Consider the following 23,581-nt stretch of genomic DNA (forward strand, 5'->3'; position numbering starts at 1 on the left):
GTGACTTGTGACAGTGGATCGCCCAGTCACCCAGATGGTCCGCGACGAACTCATAGGCGCGCATCGCGCCCACGGGGATGTCGATGCTCACCTCTGGCCATTGCGCTTCAGGCGACACCCAGCCGCCATCCGTGCAGGTGACCTTAAAGTCATAGCCGTGCATGTGGATGGGATGGTTTGTCATCGTCAGGTTGCCGACGCGCACACGCACCCGGTCTCCCTTGTTGACTACCAGAGGATCGATGTCGGGGAAGATCCGGCTGTTCCAGGTCCACAAGTTAAAGTCGGTCATGGTCATGATGCGCGGCACGTAGGTGCCGGGATCAATGTCAAAGGCGTTGAGCATGATCAGGAAATCACGATCCACCGGCATGAACGTGGGGTCCTTGGGATGGACCACGAACATGCCCATCATCCCCATCGCCATCTGCACCATTTCATCGCCATGCGGGTGATACATGAAGGTGCCGGATTTGATCAGGTCAAACTCGTAGACGTAGGTCTTGCCCGCCGGGATGCCGGGATGGCTCAGTCCGCTGACCCCGTCCATGCCGGAAGGCAGGATCATCCCGTGCCAATGAATCGTCGTCGCCTCGGGGAGCTTGTTGGTGACGTAGATGCGGACCCGGTCACCTTCGACCGCTTCGATCGTTGGACCCGTGGACTGGCCGTTATAGCCCCACAAATGCGCGATCATTCCATCAGCGAGTTCGCGCTCGACCGGTTCGGCGACGAGGTGGAATTCCTTCACGCCGCCATTCATGCGGTGGGGCAGGGTCCAGCCGTTGAGCGTCACGACGGGATTGTAATCTGGCCCGGAAGAGGGCCGCGGAGTAATCGCCGTCGCGGCAGTGTCCATTTGGGCCGCTTCTGGCAAGCCCATGTTTGTGGTCTTGCCCCAAGCTTGAGAGGAGACGAGCGCCGCTCCTGCGGCGCCGGCCCCAAGTAATTGACGTCTATTGATCATGTCATATTCCTTTCAGTGCCCTGCGCCGCCACCGGCGGCAAGTGATACGCCCTCTCCATCGCCCATTCCGCCTGCGCCACCGCCGTATATGGCGGCAGTCAAGTTCGCTTGGGCCAAGTAGAAGTCACGCTTGGCATTGGCCGCCTCGAGCGAGGAACCAAGTTTTTCGCGCACATCCGTGAGCAATTCGAAGGTGTTGGTAATCATGCCGTTATAGGACAGCAGGCCTTCTTCCTCGATGGTCTTGCGCAGCGGCACAAGAACGTCGCGGTAGTGACGCGCAATCTTGTAAGATGCGTGATAAGCGGTCTCAGCAGAACGTGCTTCGGACCGCACATTGACCGCGCGCTCAGCCAGAACATTTGCCGCTTGAAGATACATCAGCTCGGCTTTGCGCATCCGCGCCTTGCCGGTGTCGTAAATCGGGATGGCGAACTCCAGCTCAATCTGCGGGGTAGTTTCAGTTTCAAGGTTACCGTCCTCTCTTTCCCGCTCTGCTTCGAAACCAGCGATGAGCTCGAGATCGGTCACAAGCCGCGTTTGATCGGTCAGCCCGAATGCAGCCGCCTGCGCTTCAAGCCCGAGTTTAGCGACCCGCAGGTCGAACCGGTTTCGAAGGGCTTTAGCTTCCAGGTTGGTGATTGGCCCAACCGACCTCGGGAGCGCTGGCAAAGCATCGGGCACGTAGTAATTCACTTCGGTGCCCCACAGCCCCATTAACCGCGTCAGATCTTCTTTGGCTTGGGTTGCATTCAGTCGGGCCTGTGCCAGCTGTCCAGCCAGCTCGGCATTGAACGCTTGTTCCCGCGCCTGACCGGCCTTGTTCAGCGCGCCGGTCTCGCCCAGCCGGGCCGCAAGTTCTGACCCGGCGTCGGAAGTGGCCTTGGCACGCTTGAGATACGTTACAGTTTCAAACGCAGCCACGGCGTTGATCCACGCCATTCGCGTCTGGTTGGCAAGCGCAAGCGTGTCATTCACCGCATTCATCTGTGCGGCCCGAAAATTCGCATCTGCCAGCAGAACACGTTGCTTCCGCGTTTGCGCGTCAAGGATGTTCGCTCGAAACAACCCTTCTATCGCCCGGTAAGCGCCCAATTCCGCAGCTCCGATGCCAAGCACTCCGATTGCAACGATCGGATTCTCCGGCGTTGATTCCTGCCAAGCCTCTGCAGCCGAAAGTCCGACATTGGCATAGGAGGCTTGCAGCCCCTTGTTGTTCAAGAGCGCGACCTGCACCGCCGTGTCTGCCGAGATCGTTCGTTGATGGACCATTGCGTGAACTTGTTTTTTCAATTCCGCGTTCTCGGCTTGGGTCTGCGCAAAAGCTGTTCTTTTGCCGATGGCCGCCGCGGTCTGGGTTGACACAATCGAAAACCCGGCTTTCTGGTCCGTGTAGGCATCTGGAACCGCCGTCGCGCATGCTGCCAGTGTCATTGGCAGACCAAGCGCAAGTAAAGGTCTCGTCAAAATCATCAGTTTGCCTCCGATTGCTCTTCGTTGACCTCGCGCCAGTCGCGCGGTCCAGTTGGGCCGCGAAACGTGTACCCGGCCAGGGGGTTTTTGTAAGACAAGGGGGATGAGACTGTACCATTGAACGTAGCCTCTTGGCTGGCAACGCTCGGAAGCGGCGTGGGCTCTGACGTGCATGCCCCAAGCACGAGCGCAGATGCGCCCAGAAGTATAGCAATTTTCATTAGTTTAGACCTGACTTATTGAGAAATTCGAGAACGCTTTGCAGGCGCACTCAGAAGATCCACATACCGGATCGGCGGCTAAGTCAGACTCGTGGTGGGCGTTGCGGGCTGTCCGGTTCGAACGATACGATCAGGCGGTCGACAGCCACGTGACGCGCGCTTGGCTCGTCGCGCGACCGGATCACGTTTCTTTCATCGAGAACAACCGAAAAGCAGAAGCCGTTGCAGCATTGAATCCCGTCATGTTCGTCATCCGCGTTTGCAACGTGTTCGCTTTCTCCGCAATGAGTTGCGGTGGAATGGCCGTGACCACTATCGTTTAATTCAGACATCGTTTCGGCGCTATGATCTGTGCCAACCGGCTCGCCATGTCCGCCCATCTGAGCATGTAGAGCAGACGACGGAACTGTAGCCAAAGCAAGCACACAGATGATACCAAGCATCATCTGACGCAATCTTGAAATGGTGAGAGCGATCCTCATAGTAAGTTAAATGTATCATGGAGAGCATTTTGTCAACGTTTCCATCCTTTGAAAACTGTGACCTGAGCCCCGACTCCCCTCCAACCATTTGGAGAATCCGCAGGTTACGGCAAGATCTATCGCTTCGGAGAGGCCTTCGCGGGTATCCTCATGGTCGCCGGAGCGCTCACCTGGCTTTCGGCACCCGTGGCCTTGTTCATCGGCACCGTAGGTGCGGTATCGGTATTCAAGGCGGTCTACATCGACAAGCGCGAGTTGAAATGCGCCTGCGTCGGCGGTGACAGCAACGTGCCGCTGGGGTTCGTCTCGCTCACCGAAAACGTCATGATGGTGGTGATGGGGATCTGGATGCCGATCCGGGTCTACCTGATCGGCTGACGGCCCCGCGACCTCTACAGGGGCGCGGCGTGTACGACCTATTTGAGTGGTGGAGATGATCCCCACTTACCAACCATCACGCCAAGAGCTGGTTCGAGGTTCGTCAGCCGATTGTCGCGAGAAAGGGAAACGTCCCCAGCAGCCAATAGGCAAACCGTGACAATTGCCCGGTCATGATGGCAACTCCCATGATGATCATGGCAATACCCGCGCCCTTGTAGAGCCAGCGGCCGGCCTTGCCGATCTGCCTTACCCGCGCGGCGATGGCGTCGGTGAAGAGCGCCGCCAGCAGGAAGGGCACCCCTAGACCAGCGGAATAGATCGACAGCAGCCAGATGCCGTCCGCCATGCCGCCGGAGGTCGAACTGAGTGTCAGGATCGCGCCGAGGATCGGTCCGATGCAAGGTGTCCAGCCAAAGGCGAAGGCCAGTCCCAGCACGTATGCCCCGAGCGGGCGACCGCCGGGAATGTCGAGATTGAAACGGGTATCGCGCGAGAACGCATTGAGACGAAAGACACCCAGCATGACCAGTCCGAACAGAATGATGATCGCGCCGCCGAGATAGTTCAGCTCGGTGCGCCATGTCAGCAGCAGGGATCCGAGCGCACTGGCCCCAGCCCCGAGTGCGACGAAGACTGTCGAAAAGCCCAAGACAAAGCAGGCGCTCAACCCGAGCGCCCCGGCGCGCGCCCGCAGGCCGACCGAACGCGTCGTGCGCAAATCCGGCTGGCCCGCAATATAGGAGACATAGCCCGGCACCAGCGGCAGGACGCAGGGCGACAGGAACGAAATGGCCCCCGCCAGAAAGGCCGCGAAAATGCCGATGCCGGAGATATCCGTCATTTTTCACGATCGGTGTTGAAGGGCCGCAGGGCCCACCAGAACGCGGTCAGCGGGATCACGATCCATTGCAGCACAGGTGACAGGCCCGCATCAAGGATCGGAATGATCGGCATCAGGTCCGAATAGGCCCAGGCCGCGCGGATCACAATGTTGAGCCATTCACTGAACAGCGTGTATCCCAGCCCGAATACCACCGTCAGGACAGTCACAGACCGCCGCGTGGAGGCAACCAGGGGCCAGCCCCGGCCCGACAGCATGAGCGCAAGCATCAGCGTGCTCATGGCGATCAGGATATCGCCACCCGTGCAATGGACGGCTGCGAAGACAATCTCCCCCCAAGTGCCCTCTTTCCAGATCGTGTAGAGCGGCATATGTGCGAACTCCCAGATCAGATTGGCCGGGATTATTACCGAAAAATACCGACGCAGAGCTGTCAGGGAGATTCCGTCTGTCGAGGACAGCCTGACGCCAGTCGCGACGACACTCATTGAAACACACCTGTCAGCCGGTCCCACCAGCTGGGCTCCCGGCGTCGATGTTGGTCGTTGTTGATCAACTCGCTGACGTAGAGGATCAGGTTCACGTTCTTGAAGTCCATGCCATGGAATTTTGCGGCGAACCGTCCGCCGATGTCCACGACATGGGTGACCGCTCCGTGCATCATCGTGTCGCTGTCGGCAGTCATCGTGAACTCCATCCCATATTCCCGCGCGAGAAGGCGCGTTACGTCATCAGATTGATGAGGCTGCTTGGTCAAAATGACCCAGTTGCTCGTGTCGAGTCCATGCCGATCCGCGTAATCGCGCAGCAGGTCCGGCGTGTCATTCACCGGATCGGTCGTGATCGAGATGAACTGTACCAAATCTTTCATCGGCCCGTCGTTGATCGAGGCCTGAATGGCCCCGATCTTTTGGGAGTGGAGCGGGCAGATATCCGGGCAATTGGCGTAGATGAAGTGCAGGATGACCACCTTGTCGCCGAAGTCCGACAAGCGCACAGTATTCCCCTCGGAATCCCGCAACTCGAAATCCGGAGCCTGCGCTGCATCGATGGCTTGGAAGTAGGGTTCCATCTCGAACATACGTGCATCCAGGTTTTCACCCGGATGATTGGCGAAGGCCGGAGACGAAATCGTGGTCGCAAGTATCGCCAAGGCTGCGCGACGGGTCAGAAAACTGTTCAAGTGTCGCCTCTTTCAGTTTGAATGGGATTGGCTGTTTTCGCATCCTTACATTGTCCGCCGGACCCGCCCTTCATGCATAAACCGAGACCGCACATCGCAGCGCAGGGGGCCAGCGAGACCAGAACAGGCGCGAGCCCGATCGCGGTGAGCCATCCCCAGTTCAGCGCCATGCCACCCCCCATGACCGTTGCCGCACCGACGAAAAGCAATCGCCTGCGCGTCAACAACGGGGGCCTGTTGCCAGCACTGGAAATGCCTGAAGTGGCTGCGTCGCTGGACGGTATTACGTCGGTCATCCGAAAAATCCTTTCTATGTTAGTGAGATAGTCATTCCGGTAACTGGAAGGTCAAGGGTGAGGGAACGTCTTCTGGGGAACTCATTCGATAAATCCGCGCAGAAAGGACACCATTTCGGGGTCGTCCCATTCGGCTGGTCCGACCAGTCGCCCGAGCTCCCGCCCCTGCGCGTCGATCAGGATCGTCGTCGGCAGGCCAACGGTGCGCAGCGCGGTCATCGAAAGCATGGTCTGGTCGACATACATATTGAGATTGGTGACACCGATCTCGTCGTAGAAACGCCGAACGATTTGTGATCCGGCCCGGTCGATGGAAAGGGCAACCACTTCGAAGTCGTCGCCGCCAAGTTCCGCCTGGAGCGCATCCAGCGTCGGCATCTCTTCGCGGCAGGGGACGCACCAGGTTGCCCAGACGTTCACGAGGATCACCTTGCCGCGAAAGTCCTCCATGTCCCCACGGCTGCCGTCTTCTTTCTCGTAGCGCACATTGGCGACGGGCTGCGGGGTATCGTGCAGGGCGAACCCCTGCGGTCCGGCAAACGCCGTGCCGACGGACAGTGCCCAAGCGATCAGCGCCGGTTTCAGATGTTTCATGGCGTTGTCTCCTTGGCGGATTGGGTGTTCAGATCACGGACGATCGGCAATAGGGTTTCTTCCAGGATTGACCGCGTAATCGGACCGACATGGCGGTAGGCGATGGTGCCATCGGCGATGACGTAGGTTTCGGGCACGCCATAGACGCCCCATTCGATACCGGCGCGTCCGTTGATATCGGCCCCAATGCGCGCGTAGGGATCGCCCAATTCGTCGAGCCAGGCGCGCGCCTGATCGGGCGGGTCCTTGTAGTTGATTCCGTAGAGCGGCACCTCACCGGTTGCGTTCAACTCCATGAACAGCGGATGTTCGGCACGGCAGGGCACACACCACGAGGCAAAGACGTTCACCAGTGACACGTGTCCGATCAGGTCCTGCGTCGAAAGACCTTCTTCTCGGCCAAGCACCGGGGGCAGCGCGAAGTCGGGCACGGGTTTGCCGAGAAGTGCCGACGGCAAGTCGTCGCCACCCTTGAAAAGCCCCCAACTGAACAGGACCATGAGGGCAAAAGCTATCAGCGGCACCAGCACGAACCTGGAGATACTGCGCCGCGACACAGGGTCGGCATTTCCCTCGACCTCTTCCGTCATGGCTGCGCCTGCTCATCGGCAAGGGATCGGCTTTCCTGCGACGCGCGGATCCGGTCGGGCCATGTGCTCTTGATGTAGTCAATGATCCCCGTGATCTCATTGTCTGTCAGCACATCCTCATATCCGGGCATGTCGCTTTCGTACCCGTTCCCGACAATCGCCGCCGGCCCGCGTTTCACGATGTCGAGCAATACGCGGTCGGGGTGATGCCAGGTATGGCCGGAGGCGTCGTGCGGCGGGGCAGGCAACTTGCCGTTCGGCAATCGTGTGCGCCAATCTGGTTGCCCCTCCAGGTTCGCCCCATGGCAACTGGCACAATTTTCTTGATAAAGGCGCTCGCCCATGAGCACGTCGCTCTGCGCCGCTACTGGCAAAACCGTTGTGGCGAGCAAGACCGCAGCGAGCCTAATGGTGTTTTTCACGGCACTTCCGCATTCTTGTTACGAACCACATACAGAGAATGAAAAGTGCCGCCAGCAACGACAGGACAAGCAGGACGCAAAGCGCCCAGGCCAATCCCATCGACAACAGGCTGTCGCCACTGCTGGCATCCTCAATCCGCATTCTGGCACATTTCTATTTCCCGCTGTCCGAGCGGATGTATTTGACCAAGGCGATCGCCGCGAGCACCAGCACACCCACGATCAGCAACCAGACGAGGCCCATCGCAATCATCATGCCGCCGCCCATCATTCCACCGTCCATCATCATGCATTCCATCCTTTGCTTTCCCTTGAAGCCGGTCTGGCACGGGTTCGCACCAGACCGCGCGATAGATCATTCGACCGCATATACGGTCGGGCTCACACCTTCCTCGACGGTGTAAATCTTGAAGGGCTCCTGTTTCGCACCGCCCATACCCGGCGACCCCAATGGCATGCCGGGAAGAGTCACACCGGCAATTTCCGGGCGCTCTTCCAGCAGCCTGTTGACGACATTGATCGGCACGTGGCCGCTGACAACGTATTCGTCCAAAGAGGCTGCATGGCAGCCTTGGAAGTCATCCGGGATGCCCGCATCGCGGCTAATCTGCGCCAGATCGTGGGTCGGCTTCACCTCCACCGTGAAACCGTTCTCGCGCAGATAGTCCGCGTAACTCTCGCAACATCCGCATTGTGGGTTCTTGTAGAGCGTGACCTCCTGCGCCGCGGCAGGCGCGGCATTCAGGCTCATCGCAAGGACGGCGACGGTACCTGCCGTGCCGAGGCTGGCAAATCCAAGTATCTTCTTCATCGGTTCATTCATTTTCATGGTCCTAAGTGTGTGAGTTTCAAGTTTTGGTCGTGCCGGGTTCGACACGGATGACGCCCATCATGCCCGCCGCCTGGTGTTCCAGAATGTGGCAATGGAACATCCAGTCACCGGGATTGTCCGCGGCGAAGGCGATCTCGACCCGTTCTTCGGGTGCCATCAGGACGGTGTCCTGCCATTCGCGATACCGAGTCGGTTGTCCGTTGCGGGCAATCACACGGAACGAATGCCCATGAAAATGGATCGGATGGTGCCAGGCGGTGCGATTATCCATCTCGAACATGTGCGACGTGCCCTGCGGCAGGACCAGCAAGGGGTCCATCATATGACCCGTCGCGGCTTCTCCATTGATGAACCACATGTTGCCCTCGCGCATCTGGTCCATCATCGACCCCATGCCGCCGCCCATCATCATCTGCCCCATCATTCCGCCGTTGAAGACGATCCGGTGCCGCGCGGCCGACGCCATGACCGGTTCGGCCAGCGGGTTGGGCGGCAGCTCCATCGACCAATCCGGCACCGTGTCCCGCAGCCTGTCCGGCGCGTAGGCAAGATCAACCAGACGGTATTCAAGTCCCTCGTAGAAGGCATCGATGACGGTCACGGCATCTCCGGGCTTGCCGGTCAAGTCGATGACCAGATCGACACGCATCGCCGGGCCGATCACCACGACCCCGCCGTCAGGGGCATGGGGCGTCACGGGTTGACCGTCCAGCGCGACCACGACGGGGGCAAGACCCCCGAAATCCAGCCCGAATATCCGCGCGTTCGCCGCGTTGACTAGCCGCAAGCGGATGCGCTCACCGGATTGCACCGAGATGCGTTCGGGGATCTGACCGTTGATGGTCACGGAATTGCCAATACGACCGCCGTGCATCGCGTCATGGCGGTTGCCGAAGTCATCCGCAATCTGTCCGTCCCGGGTCATGCGCCAGTCGTCCAACATCCAGGTCACGTCGCGATCGACGCGGATCGGGTCCGCCTCCTCCACGATCAGCGGCCCGTAAAGCCCGCGTCCGACCTGTTCCGAACTGCGCTGGTGCGGGTGATACCAGAACGTGCCCGCATCCAGCGCATCGAATTCGTACAGGAATTCGCCATCGAAGGGGATCGGGTCCTGCGTGAGGAACGGCACCCCGTCCATCGCATTGGGCGTGCGGATGCCATGCCAGTGGATTGTGGTCCCTTCATCCAACCCATTTCGAGCCAGAACCCGCACGCGGTCGCCCTGCCGGACCCTGATTTCAGGACCGGGGACGGATCCGTCATAGCTCCAGACATTAGTCGGGCCGTATGGTGACGGGCGCAGGGCGGCCTGTCCGGATGCCGCGCGTAAGACAAATGGGTCCCCAGTTGGATCGGCCATCGCCATTCGTGCAGGTGACAGAGCGGATAGGGCTGTGAATGCAGCACCTGTGCGAAGCACGTGCCTTCGTGAAATCGGTCTGTGGAGGATCATCGCAATTGCCTTGATTTGAAAGGGTCGCACACAGCCAGCTTCGGCCAAGGCAACAATCAGGCCTCGCAGCAGGCGAGGCCGGTTTCAGGTTCAGACAGGCAGTTTGGGCGGGAATGGATCGAGTGAAGGATTGATGCCGAGCGGCATTAGAGGTTCGGCACCCCGGACGGCAATACCAAAGGGCATGGCGAGCTGCGCTAACGAAACCTTGGCGATGATGCCGGCCGTTCCACTGGAGCCGCAAGGAACAGGACACCCGCCCTCGCAGGGCACCGCGTCAGAAAATCCTGCGGGGACGCATCCGTAGCAAAGCTGATCTTGGCTCTCGGCGGTGTCTATCTGCGTAATGGCCGCGTCCGACATACTGGCCGACACCCCATCCGGTGCAATCACGGCACCGAAGCTGAAAGCCAGAATCAAAATGAGGCGGAAAGCGCGGATCATGCAATTCTTATGCAAGCTTCCAGTAGGGGGAAGTCAAGAACTATCCTGTAACATCGGCGTGACATTGGTACTCGCCGATTGGCCAACGAATGCCGGCGGATGGTTTCAGAGGAAAATTCGAGGCGAGACTGCATATTTACCCAAGGTCTGTTTCGAAGCCAGCAGCCATCCGCTTACTTTCATGCGGATGGCTGCCCTTGTGTCAACTTGCGTCTTTGAATTTGGTGTATTCGCCGCGCACCTGGATCGTCACGGTCGCGGGCTCGCTGTCTCGATTTCGCCAGAACCAGCCGTGTTCGCCGTCGAATGCCGCAATGATCTCGCCCTCGTCGCCCGTCGAACCGCGGCCCTTTTCATAGGTCACCGAATTGCCGCCGCCGTGGCCGTGCATGTCGAAATTCACCCGACCGCCTTCGACCAGCATCCGGTATTCCACCGTTTGGCACTCTTCCATGACCAGCTTCCACTCGGCACTGTCACCGGGTGCCAGCGTGAAGGTGGTTTCGTCGCGCCAGATCTCGGCTTCCTGCGCGTGGGCTGTGCCGACAAAGAGCCCGAAGATGTCGTTCATCAGGCTTGACTGCTCCTCAGCTTCAAGCTCTAACAGCCTGTCGGCCTCGGCCTCTTCCCCGAGCTGGGTTTTGATCTCTCCCATTTCGGCCAGACCGATCGCGCCGCCGATCCCGGTCGGGTCGATGCCGTATTCGGCGGGCAGGACGACGGTGACGAGGATCACGACCGCCGAGACCGCCGCGATGACGGTGGAGCGGATCAGTTGAGCAGAGCTTGGAAGCTCGTCGAGGCTGGGTTTTTCTGCGTTGAACATCTGTTTGTCTCCTTATGCGGCCTCGAAATAGCCGGTGATTTGCAGTCCCATGAGGATGAATCCCATGGACATCATGACGACGTTGGCGGTGTAGGCCTGGCGGAAGAAGTTCGGGGACTTCCGCCAGTAGCCCATGACGATGAGGATCACGGCGAGCGCCATGATCTGGCCGAGCTCGACACCGACGTTGAAGGCCAGAAGATTGGCCAGCAGTCCGTCCGAAGCGATCTCGTAGTTGAGAATCTTGGTGGCGAGGCCGGTGCCGTGAAAGAAGCCGAAAATCAGCGTCGCGGCCTTGGTGTTGGGCTGGAACCCGAACCAGCGCTGGTAAGCCCCCAGATTGTCGAGCGCCTTGTAGACGACCGAGAGGCCGATGATGGCGTCAATGATGTAGGCGTTGATGCCCCACCCGAACCAGACACCGGCGAGCATCGTGGTCGAGTGCCCGAGGGCGAAGAGGCTCACGTAGATGCCGACGTCCTTCATCCTGTAGAGGAAGAAGACGACGCCGAACAAGAACAGGATGTGATCGTAGCCGGTCACCATGTGTTTGGCACCGAGATACATGAAGGGGATGATGTTTACCCCCAGATTTCCTGGATATAGCCTGCGTCACCTTCGGTCACGGCATGGGCAAGTGCTTGTCCCGCATTCAGAATGAGCGCTGACAGCATAATGGAGGACAGGATCACGGTCCGGCGAATGCCGAGATCGGTCGAGCCCCGATGGACTGTAGTCATGGATTTAACTCCGCATATGTGTTGATGATCGAATGCAACGCGCCGATGGCGCGGCCGATCAGACGCGCGGAGGGCGTTCGATCTGGTTTATCCGTAACGTGTTCGACGTGGCCGAACTCAGCCGCCATGCGGTTCTGTAGATATCAAGCGGCTGCGACGACAGATCGAGACCGGGCACGACCGCTTGACTGTGATCGTGATCGATACTGTCATGGCTATGGCCGTGCATGGCCCAGAGAATATCTTCTTCGAAACCATGTGAATGACCATGTTCCGCGATCATTTCCGAATGCTCTTGGATCACATCGAGGACATTAGGTACATGAGAGGTCGTGGGTAGCACTGACCAGACCAGCAGGGCCATGCAGAGAAGTGTGGCGAAGGCGGCTTGTCCGATTGTCCGTAAGGTTGTCATCATCTCTGCCTGCCTGCCTGCCTGCCCGCTCGTCGCTCGCGTGGTGCGTCGCGGCACCATCTTGTTCTATCCCCCAGGGGAGGATAAGCCTTCCTTATGAGAAATCCCCCGGTTCATGCAACCCATCCCGCTGTCACAGTACCCTAATAAATCAGATTCTGCGGATTCAGGGCATTTTGGAGCACTTTTGTACCCTTAATTGCAATATATCCACAGGCTCCGCGCCTCAGGATTTGACACCAACTGAGCCTTTCCAGATTGCATCGGCGCGCGTCAGAAGCGCTTGGCGATTTGCGTCTGCTCCAAGCTCGGATATGGCCTGACGAGCTGCCTGCAGAGCGCTCTCGGATGCACTTGGGCGGCTCGTTCCATGCGTTTTCTGCCCGGTCGGATGCTCTGATTCCCACCGCCCCGGAAGCCGCTGGCCGAGGTCTCGCGACAACCCACGGGCCCGCTCAATCACCCGACGATGTTGAGGAAAGGCGCGACGCAACTCAAGGACCATCCGTTCATTTCCACGTAGAATGATGGCAGCACCCAAAATGGGACGAGTCACGCTTATACCGATCCCGGCAAGCGCCATTAACCTTTCGCGCTCACTCCCCGAAGTGGGCGCCCAAAGATGCCCGATCTCCATCACTGCCATGAGATGCAAGGTCAAATCCACCCGGCGCAACCGCGCGAGATTGTTCATAGCGACAGCCGTCTTAAGAGCTTTCGCGCCGCCTAAAGCTCGAGCCCGAAGTCTGCCTGACACATCTTTGGCTGGATACTTGGTTGCCAGAGACTCACCGCAGGTTTCGCAGATCATCGACCATGCAAAGCGCCAATGACGAAGAGTGAGACCGGGCGTATGCTCCGCGCACCCCGGGCAATGCTGGAAGTCATGCTGCGACACGATACGCAGCGAATGATGCGTCGCGTCCGGAAGGCACATGGCGGCGATTTCATCCGGGGACCGCTGAACCGCACCGCATAGCCTGGCCCAGTTCACCGCCCGCAGGTCGTTCGCACATTCCGGCACCCTGCCCTGCCCCAAACCCAGATAACCACAAAGCTCTTCAACCGAACAATGATTGGCTTTCGCCAGTCGCCCGATCCAGCTGGACAGAAGCTCATCGCGCGCCGGCGGTGGCCGGAACGGTAACGGTCTGACGGTCATCTGTCAACGGCGGAGTAAAAACCGGCCACGCGGCGGTGTAAAACCAGGCCAGTGGCAGGGTGCCAAGCGCCATGGCGCGCGCGCTCTCCAGATAGCTGGCGCGTGCCATGGCGCATTGGTCCGCAGGGCCAATTCTGTGACGGTTGATCAGGTGCCGGCTTCTTTCCGGGCGCGGCTTTGGGCAAGTCTGTAACTCTCACCGTTCATTTCGAGGATGCTGACGTGATGGGTCAGGCGGTCGAGGAGAGCGCCGGTCAGCCGTTCGGTGCCGAAGATTTCGGTCCATTCGTCGAACGGCAGGTTGCTGGTGATCAGCGTGGCGCCGCGCTCATAGCGCTGCGAGATCAGCTCGAACAAGAGCTCCGCACCGGTCTTGGAGAGCGGCACGAAGCCCAGCTCGTCAATGATGAGCAGCTTGACGCTGGCCAACTGCTTTTGCAGCCGCAGCAGGCGACGTTCGTCGCGGGCCTCCATCAGTTCACTGACCAGCGTGGCGGCGGTGATGAAGCGGACGGGCAACCCCTTCTGGCAGGCCTCCAGCCCGAGGCCGAGAGCAACATGGGTCTTGCCCGTGCCGCTCGGGCCAAGGGCGATGACGTTCTCCCGCCGCTCGATCCAGTCGCAGCGGGCAAGTTCCAGCACCTGCATTTTGTTCAGCTTGGGGATCGCCTTGAAGTCGAAGCTGTCGAGGCTCTTGGTGGCCGGGAACTTCGCCGCCTTGATGCGCCGCTCGATCATCCGCCGCTCCCGGTCGATCAGTTCCAACTCGACCAGGCGGGTCAGGAACTGGACGTGGTCCTGACCTTCGGCGGCGCATTGTCGGGCGAGCTTGTCGTATTCCCGCAGGAAGGTCGGCAGCTTCAGCGTCTTCAGATGATCCGCGAGCAGGATCTTCGGGGCGTCACTCATTCCGCCGCCTCCGACGTCAGGGCCATGTAGCTGGCGACCGAGGTCGTCTCGACATGCGCGCGTGGCAGGTAGGGGTAGACGTCGAGGTCGAGCTTCGGCGGCCGCTTCTCGACGTGACAGAGCACGAGGTGCTTGACCGCATCAAAGCCGACCGCCCCCAATTGCAGGGCCCTCTTCACCGCGGCGTGGAGGTCATCGATGCCGAAGGTCTCGAGCAGGCGCAGAACCTGAACATACTCGCGGCGCCCGGCCTTTTTCATTCGCGCTTCCATCAGGCGGCGCAGGGTCGCGAACTCAGACGGCAGGTCCCATTCAGCCAGGGGCGCCGCCTGGTCCAGAGCGTTGATCTTTTGCTCGATGAGCGGAAGGTAATGCACCGGATCAAAGACCATGTCCTCACGGTCGTGGCAGCGGGGATGGCGTGCGATCACCTCGCCATCGCAGCCGATCACAACCACGTCGACATAGCCCCTGATCCAGACGTCACGGTGGCCGTAGGCGACCGGCACCGAGTAATCATTGGTCTTGTAGCGCACCAGCGCCTGGGAGCTGACCCGTCCGGTCGCCTGATCACAGGCATCGAACGGCGCCGCGGGGAGTTCGGACATCGCCGCCAGATCCCGCGCGAGCCGGTCTCCGATGGTCTCGGATTGCCCCCGCAGGACATCCGACTGGCGTTTTCGGCACTGCTCCTCCAGATCGACGTTGAACGCCTCCCAAGAAGCAAACCGCGGGATCGGCACCATGAAGTTGCGCCGGGAATAGCCGACCAGGCCCTCCGCGTTGCCCTTGTCGTTGCCTTTGCCGGGACGGCCGTATCGATCACGGAACAGGTAATGTGACAGGAACCCGCTGAAGAGCGTCGCCCGCTTGCGCGTTCCGTCCGGCAGGATCTTCGCAACCAAGCAGCGGTCGTTGTCGTACAGGATCGAGATCGGCACCTTGCCGAAGAAGGCAAAGGCGTGGATATGGCCATCGACCCAAGCCTCGGCGGTGGCCGCCGGATAGGCTCGCACGAAGCAGCCATCGCTGTGCGGCAGATCCATAACGAAGAAGTGTGCCTTCTGCTCAACACCGTCGACGACAACCACCGCCTCGCCGAAGTCGGCCTGGGCGTGCCCGGGCGGATGCGCCAGCGGCACGAACATCTCGCGGCCGCGCCGTTCGCGCTGACGCATGTAATCCTTCACGATCGTGTAGCCGCCGGTGAACCCGTGCTCTTCGCGGAGCCGCTCGAACACACGCTTCGCCGTGTGGCGCTGCTTGCGATGGATCTCCCGATCGCTGTCCAGCCAACCGTCTATGATGCCGGTGAAGGCATCCAGATTTGGTCGTTTGACCGGTGCCGTTCGTCGATATCCAGGCGGAACCGAAAACGCCATCATCTTGGCTACGCTGTCGCGCGAGATGTTGAAATGCCGCGCCGCTTCTCGCTGGCTCATGCCCTCAGCACAGGCCAGCCGAACTTTCCGATACAAATCCACGGTGAAAATCCTCCCGCCCTCCCTGTCGCCAGAAAGGGTAAAGGTGGCCGACTTTTACGCCGCCCGCAGCAGGCTCATCCCGCCGCTACCGTGGCCGACTTTCGCACCGCCGTTCTCATTTCAGCCCACTCTTGCGATGCAAGGTATTCAGCATGAGATCTTTGGAAGTATGACTTGCCCTTCGAACTACCCCGCCACCGGCTCTCTTGGAGCTTGACATAACGGCGACGGATTGAGTCCCAACTTCCCTTGCGCTTTGCCTCGTAAGCCGGGTTTTGCGCAGTGTCTATTTCTGGCAGTAGATCAGTCTCGGGTGTGCGTTTGACGGGGTTTCCAATCAACAGGCCGCAGTCGAGGCACTGATTTTTGACAATTGGTCCGCCGCCCTTATTGAAGCCACGGCGGAGTTCAATATGCTCGTGTCGGCACTCGGTTGCGCTCAGAGCGCTCACCTCCTTTGCATAGCGCTCTGCAAGGTCGCTATCCAATGGTACTCGTTGGCCGGTGTCAGGGTCGGTAATCGCCATTGGTCTTCTCTACTTTTGTTCGAGTGCTCCACGACCATCGGGGCTAGTTTCATGGTCGCAGAAAAAACCTTGAATAAGAGGAGCGTTGTTGGGGCGGGCCCTCATTGAACTGCTTTGTCCGCGTCGGGATCCGGCTAGTACCCTGTGCTTCCAAATCCATGGGTGTCTCTTTCGGTACCTGACAGTTCGTGAACTTCGAACAGCTCTGGTGACTCGAAACGTACAAACACGATCTGTGCTATTCGCATACCATGAGTAACTGCGAAATCTTCTCTACCTAGGTTAGCTAGCAAAACGGAAATCTGCCCACGGAAGTCTGGGTCAATCGTCCCGGGAGCGTTCAAAACAACAACGCGCGATGACTTCGCAAGCCCTGATCTACTTCGCACTTCACAAAGGATATTCTCAGGACAGGCCAATGAAATCCCCGTCGGAATAGAAAGGACCTCTCCGGCTCTGATTAAAATACCATACTCACGATCATGCGCCGGCAAGTTTGCCCGGATGTCGTATCCAGCTGCGCCATCCGTTGCCTTAGCAGGCGGAGCAATACCTTTGTCCGCGCCCTCGCAGTAGGTGAAGTCGATCCTCATAGCTCCGCCTTAGCCGAATTCTCGCCATCAAGACAGTCGCCACTGGCATCTGGATTCCAAAGCCGGTGATCGTTGGAAAACTCGGCCTTGTACCCGAGCTTTGCGGAAAATTCTCTGAAAGCATCTAGAGTCAAATATGAAGCGCAAGTTCCAGAATAGGCGTCTTCTAGAGCATCCCAGAAACGACATATCTGTTCGTGTAGATGTTCTTCAAATCCACCCGGCACAGTTTTTACACAAACAATGCAGTCGGATGGAACAACCGGCTGTATGAACGAGCCAACAGCAACTTTCTCGACGTTTGGTCGAGCAACCCTTGGAAGCATAAGTACTTTGCCAGACACTAGTTTGTTCTTTCGCGTCGCGCGGCGTCTGCTGATCGAGATTTCATAGTTAAACAAGTCTGTTGTGTGGATAAGGCTCGGTCCCTGTGTGTGAAACACACCGTCTGCAACCGCGTGGCTACCTCGCATAAACACCAAGCTATACGGATGTTTGGGGGTTATTTTGTCGACATTGGAATTTTGACTTGCCTGATCCGACACCAGAGCCGCACGTTTAGAGATCCGGACCAAATGGACAGAAACCGAAGCTCTACTGAAGCCAGGGCTTTCATACACCCCCAGATCATCAACGTTGTAACCGTTGGACAGATTTTCGCGGGCTTGGCCGTCTTTTTGACTGTAAAGGCAGGAACGCGGAACGATGGCAAGTATCTCGCCATTGGCGCTCAAGTAACTACAACTTCGAAGCAGGAAGGCCATGGCTTTACTGCTCTTGACTAGATTATCGCCGAACTCCGTCGTCTCGAATGATGAGCCTCGGCAAGTGAACGGCGGGTTTAGAAGGACAAGGTCTATCCTGCCTTGTAGATCATGATTGGCTGCTCGCGCTGCACTCGACAGATAGTCTGAGGTAATTGCTTTCAGCCCTGGCAGACTGTCCTGCGCTCTAGCTATTGCTTCCGGATCGAGGTCGAGCCCGTGAAGCTGAGCTTGAGGCCATCTTTTCCTTGCTTCTAAAAGAAGCGCACCGTCACCTACTGCGAAATCCGCAATTATTCTGGGGTCGCGTTGAACACTCAATCTGACCAAGTCACGGGCCAGCGCCGTCGGTGTATAAAAGTCGTCCTTCAAAGGCCCATAAACTCGCTGACTGCATAGACAAGGCATTTGTCTGTTCCACTTGTTCGGCCAGGCTTTCGCAGCACATGATCGTAGATGATCTCGGAACGGGACTCATTTTGCATCGCGAATAGCAAAGCCCCTAGTGCGTGTGGCTTGGTGCCAACCAACCCAAGCTTCATAACATGATCGTCAAACTCGGACGCCAGCTCTTCAAGGCGATAAAAAAGGCTAAACGGGCAGTTTGACTTGGCAAATCGAACTCTCACAAACGACTCAGAACGCTGTAGTGGGTTAGCGTTGCCAAGGTAGGCGCTAAACGGGTACTCTTGGCGAAACCCGGGAACCCCAATGATTGGAAAGGTCTTTCTATCTTCCGGTTGAACATTTTCGAACATATGAGCAAATCGCGTGCCTTCGAAGCCCAGTAGAGGCACAAAGCAGGACTTCTCTTCTTCAAAGTCTCCAAATGTCGGGAACATAGGAAGCTGATCGATACCTTGGATCCTAAGGCTCAAGTCAAAAATATCGCCAAGCTTTGGCTCTAGTGTTTTCAAGTAGCTACTTGGCTCAAGGTAGACGACACGAACCGTTCTACCTTGTTCAACAGCACATCTCATCAAGGCGGCCCAAGTGGCATGGCCCAGACCAGTGATGTCGATGTAGACAACTGGTTCGGATACTGACTGTAGAAAAGCTGAGATCGAGCTCTTATTTCGAAGACTGATCTGGTCGCCGCCGGCTATGTCACTTGAGAAATAGTACTTGTCCTCAGCCGTCACCTTATAAAAGCGCACGCTATCCGCCCTTGCAGCCAACTCATCTGCGAAAGCGCTTCTTGGCTCACCGCTTGTGCCGTAGATGTACGCACTATCCTTTGTTGGGGTGAACTCGGTAATCTCATTGAATTCCTTTGTAAAAAGCGGACGATCAGCCAACATCGTTAAAGAACGCCTCGAATAGTTGCATCTGCTGAGGATGTTCGTCGCTTTGCTCTACACCGTGCTTGGAGATAATCTCTTGAATGAATTTTTTGGGTTCAGCTATCAATCCGGAGATTTGAGCACCTTTCAGGACAATCTTTCGCTTGCGGCGATAGCTGTACTCGAAGAAGGGGGAAAAAATCGGATGAACTGCGTAGTCAGAAGTACGTGTTTCGAACTCCATGCGCTTACTGGACTCAGTCCGAACTAAAGCAAGATGCATGACTGCCGACTCTAGCAGCTCACGAACATCCGATGAAAGAACTTCATTATCCATGAAATGGAACTGAGTATACTCTGGGGCGTGGCCTTGAGGATGGGAGGCAAGCGCCTCAAAAACCTTTCCAAGACCCAAAAGGAGCTTTGTCAACTGAGCACCATTAACTGACAGGCCCTCTAACTCTGATAGGTTCTTCTTGGCGACGCTTACCGCGGCTCGAGTTTGAATCTCTTCAGAAATCGGTACGTCTACCAAGCCGTGCTTTCGATTTAGTTGGATCGACCTGCCAACCAATTCGAGGAGATAACGGATGTTACCGTTGGCTAGAAGAACATAGGTCTGCCAACCGCAGTAATACTTACTAATTTCGGCTTTCTTTGATTTAATGGTGAAGAGCATAGAGAACCGATAATTATCGAAGCGCTCTTTCCATTTCTGTTTATGATTGTGCCTTTCGTTAAGCACCTCTTCAATTGGAAGGTTTTGGCTAGTTGCCCAAAACTGGGCGAAGTACAGCTCTAGGCTGGGAATATCCGAGATCTCTTTTTCAGAAATACCTGACTTAATCCAGTCAGACCGGATGAGCTTTGCCTTGTCATCAATCCCAAGACGATCTGCTTCCTCATATGACGTCATACCAGGCAGCAATTCTTCCAGAGATGCAATCGCACCCAAGCTCTCTTCCTGTTGGGCTCGAATGAGGCAAACGCTTTCCGCAAACTCTCTGAACGTCACAGCGTCTAACCTTTGCCCAATGTCGATCCTCTCATAGTCCGCCGGGCTAACCAATTGCTCTGTTGCGTTGAGAGTAGTTCTCTCTCGCCAACCTAACTCCTTTATCCCAACTTTGAATGTGTAAAACTCACCACAGTGTTTGATAAGCGTGTTGAGGATTATCTGTTGGTAGTTAAGTAGGTTTTCATACTCGTCCACGATGAAAAAAAACGACTTCTGGCTGAACTGGGGCAGCTCAAGCAAAGCCTCACATAAGTCATCAATTGGCTGCCCTTGAACCGACAAGTTTGGCAATTGATCTTGCGACAAGTTGTTGAGGAGCGTTTCAAAGCGCCGTAAGCTCTTCCGAACCATGGCTGCCAACTCAGATTGGGATTGTGCTTCTCCCGCGAACAAAGAAGAGCTGATTTCGCCGCAAATCTCCGCGTCCAACTCAGGCGAACCTTTGTGCTTGTCGCGGTACCACTCCGCAAACTTCAGAACTTCATTGCAAAACACTACATTGACGTAGTGTCCGAATACCTTCGACCACTGGCGATCGGTGAGTTCCGGCCCAGAGAACGCAGTGACGCGATTTGTGTTAATCTTGTGGTAGAAACCGTAGTAAGACCATGTTGATGGTCGGGCGGGAACATTCTTTCTCTGCTCTAGCTGGTACTTACCGTCATACGATAGGCACTTCAGGACTGTGGTCTTACCTGTTCCCCTTCCACCGAGGAGGACGCATGCTCTATTGGTTTCTAACTCGGGAAAATATGATGGCATGGCAAACAGGTCATAGACCGCTGCTTTCAAGCTTTCCGCCCGATACATGCCAAAGGGCTCGGAAACAGATGGTTTATTGTCCCTGTCGCTCATCACCGCCTCGACACCAACGGCTTCCAGCCGTTCTCATTTGAAAAAAAGAGTGGAAGCGTAGCATCCGGTGTTGAGTGCTCGAAAGCAAAGCCAAGGCCGAGGCAATGAAAGCCGCGCCAGTCTGACTCGCTGCCATCGTCGTCAATGTATCCCAACTGCTTCGAGTACTTCTCGATCATCGCAATCCCATCGTCACGCCTTTCGTCAGGCCACATTCCGCTTTCCTTCGAGACCCAGCTATACTCGCGTCCAAGAACATTCCCACTTGCCAACGCGGCTCCTGGAAAGTCACCATTTATTCGCTCCATGCCCTTCTGCGTCATTGTGACGTTGCAATAGTAGACTTTCAAATCAGGATGAGTTGGCCACAGATTTTCAATGCTCTTGCCTTCTATTCCTACGCGCTTCGATCGGCGCTTCAGAGTTTTCGTGAACTGTTCACCAGAACCGACAAAGTCATCAACAAACACTATTGGAAGATTTCTTCCTGCATCAACAGACGCAATGGCTTCGTCGAGGTCAACGAGCTGCTCCTGGGGGATCCCGATTATTTGGCGAGCTTTCCGAGCAAATGTATATCCACTGTCTGAGGGGTTTGGTGTCTCCCCTTGGACGGGCACAATCAGGCAGGTATTAAGAAACGTGTTCCATTTCTTTTTGGTTTCATCAAATGGTCCCCAATCAGAGCAGACTAGGTTGGAAAGGCTCTGGAATGAGGAAAGAAACTGGGCATCGATCAGCTGGTCATTCAAGTAAATGAATTGACTGACCATATGCAGGGCAAACGGCTTGTCTACTTCATCAAAATTCGACAGCCATTGCTCAACGTTTATCTTGCTGAACGGCCAAGCTTGAAGTGCCGTCAACTTATCGCAACACTCCATGCAGAACTTTTCGTTTCCAAAATTGGCCAATTGTTTCCCAGAGGCACAGACAACTATCGTTTTTCGTCCACGTCGCCGTGGTGAAAGACAGCTTCGTCGATTTGGAGTTCACCGACAAGGTGTATCGGCATAAACAAGGTGCCGATCTGGACCTCGGCTTTCAAAGCGTGCAGCCGCCAATGTCCGGTCTTTAGACACGAAACTTCGATAGCTCGCACACGCTTAGGTGGATGACTTCCCGTGGTGCCACTGGCGATTCTCATATCGGCGCAGAAGTTGGCTTTGGTCGAGAGGGCCCGCGTTAAGTCGTTTCAAGCAGGTCTGGGTCCAGCAGGATTTGTATACCTTCCGCTTCCGCACGTTCACGACCGTACTGTTTGAGGTCTAGTACCTGCGGACGAACATCCACAAGTTCAAACTTCGCCGAGCGGAACTTCGGCTTGGTTTTAATCACGCGTTTCAGAACCACGCGGACGCAGAACGAGATCTCGGCACCAGCAAATGAACAGCTGTTGAAGTAAAGGGCTTCAAGCTCGTTTGGCTGACACTCGCCCTCAATATCGAACTCCATATAGCCAGGCGGGTCAGGATCTAGCGAAAGCCCGACGGCCACCTGCACAGCCCAGCTTGCCTTTGCTTCATCGATTGTGAAGGCTTCTGTTGCAGTGCTTCCCGCGAGTTCGACGAGCCGCTTCCACCTTTCGAGAAAATCACGGAGTTTTGGAAGGTCTTCGGGGTTCGGTCCATTTAGACTACCGGCAACTGGGAAGTGGCATGTATTGCCTGCGGTTGTTGTAATCGCCAAGCGGCCCCTTCCATCGGCGAGGTGCGCCAAACCGCGCAGGAGGTTGCACCAATCGCCGAGGGTACGTCTGGTCTCGGTAAACACGTCCACAGTTTCGAAATGTAGTCCGACGTCATCGAAAGTGATTGTGAAGTCGTCATGTTTTAGGAGCGCATAGGGGCCTCCTAGCTCAGGAGGTGCAAGGTGCAGTTTTACGTCGAAGCTCGCGGCGGCTTCTAGGGCATCGGCACCTTTCATTGCTACGCGCCAGGTCCCCATCTCCGGAGGAGTCACATACACATCGTCAAGGTCGTCAAATAACGAGCCGATGTACGGAACTGGGATTCCAAACCGCGCGTCGAAAACCTGCATCGCACTGGATTTAAGCGGCTCCAATCCTAACGCAACACGCGCCAGTTGGTCGTCGCGTTCAACGCGGAACACAACCTGACCTACAAGTTCAGCGTCCTCATAACCGAGTTCTTCCAACTGCCGCTGCTTCTCCTTCACATATGTCCCTTGGTCGTTACCCACCGCTCCCTCTATTGCCGCGCGCAGACCCTCCGGTGTTAGTTCGAAGGGAGATCCTTTCGAGCTATAGTCAAAGGACATTGTTTCTTTGGCTAAATCTGCTTCGCCTTTGGCTTCCGCCTGCCGCAATCGAAGCAGAACACGACGAAGCTGATCGCCGATAATGTGAACGACAAAACCTTTCTTAGGGCGTCCATCGGGATGCAGCCCAAAGACAACAAGCAGGGATGGGCCAGGTAGTTTTGCAAAGGTCTCAAACGTCGACAACTTTACTCGGACGGAAGTTGGTTTCTTCTCTGCCGTTGTTTTCAATTGCACATGACAAGACCACTCGGAACGTTTATCCAGCATTTCGTCAGAGGCCGAGCGTGGCCCGCCGGGTTGAACAAAAAAATCCCAGCCTTTCTTGTCGATATTGCTCGAATTGGCGATCAGCCGTGCCGTAGCCGCTAAGCTCGTAAAGAGCGCTTCACCCACGTCGCCTAACTCGTCCGAAGTTAGAGTGACGGATTCCTGCTGGATGCGTGACTTTGTCAAAACTTCAATATCAGCGTCGAGACATCGCTGAACCTGTTTGCTAGTGAGTTATTCACGACGATACCTTTCCCAATGACCGCTTTGAAG

Annotated in this window: 25 protein-coding genes and 2 pseudogenes; 1 reads left to right on the plus strand and 26 read right to left on the minus strand. The window is 56.8% G+C overall.

The genetic code is table 11. The annotated features are described in order from the left end of the window. The 3 genes from C2I35_RS18135 to C2I35_RS21965 form a co-directional block, all read right to left on the minus strand. Nucleotides 1–967 (minus strand): multicopper oxidase family protein (locus C2I35_RS18135; protein ID WP_103764619.1); only part of this gene is annotated, 967 nt, incomplete at its 3' end. 12 nt (nt 968–979) lie between these two features. Next, the gene (locus C2I35_RS18140; protein WP_057796934.1) at nt 980–2,440 is read right to left on the minus strand and encodes a TolC family protein; all 1,461 of its coding nucleotides are present in this window, start codon (nt 2,438–2,440) and stop codon (nt 980–982) included. A gap of 304 nt (nt 2,441–2,744) precedes the next feature. Continuing rightward, complete coding sequence (locus C2I35_RS21965) at nt 2,745–3,107, minus strand: hypothetical protein (RefSeq protein ID WP_146050075.1); 363 nt, start codon at nt 3,105–3,107, stop codon at nt 2,745–2,747. A 141-nt stretch (nt 3,108–3,248) separates the two neighbouring features. On the opposite strand from C2I35_RS21965, the pseudogene C2I35_RS18150 reads away from it, so the two are divergent. Next, nucleotides 3,249–3,521, plus strand: a pseudogene (locus C2I35_RS18150) (glutaredoxin); the annotation flags it as partial. A 103-nt stretch (nt 3,522–3,624) separates the two neighbouring features. Here the strand turns inward: C2I35_RS18150 and C2I35_RS18155 are convergent. The 23 genes and pseudogenes from C2I35_RS18155 to C2I35_RS18260 all read right to left on the minus strand — a co-directional run bounded on the left by C2I35_RS18155 (nt 3,625) and on the right by C2I35_RS18260 (nt 23,434). After that, a complete protein-coding gene (locus C2I35_RS18155) occupies nt 3,625–4,365 on the minus strand; it encodes a cytochrome c biogenesis CcdA family protein (RefSeq protein ID WP_103764475.1) in 741 nt (246 codons plus the stop codon). Continuing rightward, on the minus strand, nt 4,362–4,853 hold the full coding sequence (locus C2I35_RS18160) for a hypothetical protein (protein WP_103764476.1): 492 nt from the start codon (nt 4,851–4,853) through the stop codon (nt 4,362–4,364). Before C2I35_RS18160 ends, C2I35_RS18155 begins: the two co-directional genes overlap by 4 nt. Then, nucleotides 4,850–5,548, minus strand: coding sequence for an SCO family protein (locus C2I35_RS18165; RefSeq protein ID WP_103764477.1), 699 nt, complete (start codon nt 5,546–5,548; stop codon nt 4,850–4,852). The genes C2I35_RS18160 and C2I35_RS18165 overlap by 4 nt, the downstream gene beginning before the upstream one ends. Then, nucleotides 5,545–5,844: a hypothetical protein gene (locus C2I35_RS18170; RefSeq protein WP_103764478.1), complete on the minus strand. Its 300-nt coding sequence runs from the start codon at nt 5,842–5,844 to the stop codon at nt 5,545–5,547. The genes C2I35_RS18165 and C2I35_RS18170 overlap by 4 nt, the downstream gene beginning before the upstream one ends. 81 nt (nt 5,845–5,925) lie before the next feature. Beyond that, nucleotides 5,926–6,438 carry a TlpA family protein disulfide reductase gene (locus tag C2I35_RS18175; RefSeq protein WP_057796928.1) on the minus strand — a complete coding sequence of 171 codons (513 nt, stop codon included), beginning with the start codon at nt 6,436–6,438 and terminating at the stop codon, nt 5,926–5,928. Next, nucleotides 6,435–7,028, minus strand: coding sequence for a DsbE family thiol:disulfide interchange protein (locus C2I35_RS18180; protein WP_103764479.1), 594 nt, complete (start codon nt 7,026–7,028; stop codon nt 6,435–6,437). The genes C2I35_RS18175 and C2I35_RS18180 overlap by 4 nt, the downstream gene beginning before the upstream one ends. Beyond that, the gene (locus tag C2I35_RS18185) at nt 7,025–7,450 is read right to left on the minus strand and encodes a c-type cytochrome (RefSeq protein ID WP_103764480.1); all 426 of its coding nucleotides are present in this window, start codon (nt 7,448–7,450) and stop codon (nt 7,025–7,027) included. Before C2I35_RS18185 ends, C2I35_RS18180 begins: the two co-directional genes overlap by 4 nt. A 154-nt stretch (nt 7,451–7,604) precedes the next feature. Then, nucleotides 7,605–7,739, minus strand: a complete 135-nt coding sequence (locus C2I35_RS22685; protein WP_009503829.1) for a hypothetical protein — start codon at nt 7,737–7,739, stop codon at nt 7,605–7,607. A gap of 66 nt (nt 7,740–7,805) precedes the next feature. Next, nucleotides 7,806–8,261: a DUF411 domain-containing protein gene (locus C2I35_RS18190; RefSeq protein WP_103764620.1), complete on the minus strand. Its 456-nt coding sequence runs from the start codon at nt 8,259–8,261 to the stop codon at nt 7,806–7,808. A 37-nt stretch (nt 8,262–8,298) separates the two neighbouring features. Further along, nucleotides 8,299–9,738 (minus strand): multicopper oxidase domain-containing protein, encoded by a 1,440-nt coding sequence (locus C2I35_RS18195; RefSeq protein WP_103764481.1) that lies wholly within the window; start codon nt 9,736–9,738, stop codon nt 8,299–8,301. A 90-nt stretch (nt 9,739–9,828) separates the two neighbouring features. Continuing rightward, nucleotides 9,829–10,182, minus strand: coding sequence for a hypothetical protein (locus C2I35_RS18200; RefSeq protein WP_103764482.1), 354 nt, complete (start codon nt 10,180–10,182; stop codon nt 9,829–9,831). A 202-nt stretch (nt 10,183–10,384) separates the two neighbouring features. Continuing rightward, entirely contained in the window at nt 10,385–11,008 is a 624-nt protein-coding gene (locus tag C2I35_RS18205) for a transmembrane anchor protein (protein WP_103764483.1), read from the minus strand. Nucleotides 11,009–11,020: 12 nt separating this feature from the next. Continuing rightward, a pseudogene (locus tag C2I35_RS18210) lies at nt 11,021–11,748 on the minus strand (HupE/UreJ family protein). A gap of 58 nt (nt 11,749–11,806) precedes the next feature. Beyond that, entirely contained in the window at nt 11,807–12,166 is a 360-nt protein-coding gene (locus C2I35_RS18215) for a hypothetical protein (protein ID WP_245890541.1), read from the minus strand. 223 nt (nt 12,167–12,389) lie between these two features. Further along, a complete protein-coding gene (locus tag C2I35_RS18220; RefSeq protein WP_103764484.1) occupies nt 12,390–13,325 on the minus strand; it encodes a TniQ family protein in 936 nt (311 codons plus the stop codon). A 147-nt stretch (nt 13,326–13,472) separates the two neighbouring features. After that, a complete protein-coding gene (gene istB / locus C2I35_RS18225; protein WP_103764485.1) occupies nt 13,473–14,234 on the minus strand; it encodes an IS21-like element helper ATPase IstB in 762 nt (253 codons plus the stop codon). Continuing rightward, nucleotides 14,231–15,718 carry an IS21 family transposase gene (istA, locus tag C2I35_RS18230; RefSeq protein WP_146050076.1) on the minus strand — a complete coding sequence of 496 codons (1,488 nt, stop codon included), beginning with the start codon at nt 15,716–15,718 and terminating at the stop codon, nt 14,231–14,233. The genes istB and istA overlap by 4 nt, the downstream gene beginning before the upstream one ends. 661 nt (nt 15,719–16,379) lie before the next feature. Beyond that, nucleotides 16,380–16,838 (minus strand): dUTP diphosphatase, encoded by a 459-nt coding sequence (dut, locus tag C2I35_RS18235; protein WP_103764487.1) that lies wholly within the window; start codon nt 16,836–16,838, stop codon nt 16,380–16,382. Beyond that, entirely contained in the window at nt 16,835–17,974 is a 1,140-nt protein-coding gene (locus C2I35_RS18240; RefSeq protein ID WP_170067257.1) for an N-6 DNA methylase, read from the minus strand. Before C2I35_RS18240 ends, dut begins: the two co-directional genes overlap by 4 nt. Continuing rightward, nucleotides 17,971–18,903: a hypothetical protein gene (locus C2I35_RS18245; RefSeq protein ID WP_103764489.1), complete on the minus strand. Its 933-nt coding sequence runs from the start codon at nt 18,901–18,903 to the stop codon at nt 17,971–17,973. The genes C2I35_RS18240 and C2I35_RS18245 overlap by 4 nt, the downstream gene beginning before the upstream one ends. Then, complete coding sequence (locus C2I35_RS18250) at nt 18,893–20,758, minus strand: ORC-CDC6 family AAA ATPase (RefSeq protein WP_103764490.1); 1,866 nt, start codon at nt 20,756–20,758, stop codon at nt 18,893–18,895. The genes C2I35_RS18245 and C2I35_RS18250 overlap by 11 nt, the downstream gene beginning before the upstream one ends. Then, a complete protein-coding gene (locus C2I35_RS18255; protein ID WP_146050077.1) occupies nt 20,758–21,624 on the minus strand; it encodes a phosphoribosyltransferase-like protein in 867 nt (288 codons plus the stop codon). The genes C2I35_RS18250 and C2I35_RS18255 overlap by 1 nt, the downstream gene beginning before the upstream one ends. 319 nt (nt 21,625–21,943) lie before the next feature. Further along, nucleotides 21,944–23,434, minus strand: a complete 1,491-nt coding sequence (locus tag C2I35_RS18260; protein ID WP_146050078.1) for a hypothetical protein — start codon at nt 23,432–23,434, stop codon at nt 21,944–21,946. Nucleotides 23,435–23,581: the final 147 nt, after the last annotated feature.

This window comes from Roseovarius confluentis (assembly GCF_002917925.1).
Taxonomy (GTDB): Bacteria; Pseudomonadota; Alphaproteobacteria; order Rhodobacterales; family Rhodobacteraceae; genus Roseovarius; species Roseovarius confluentis.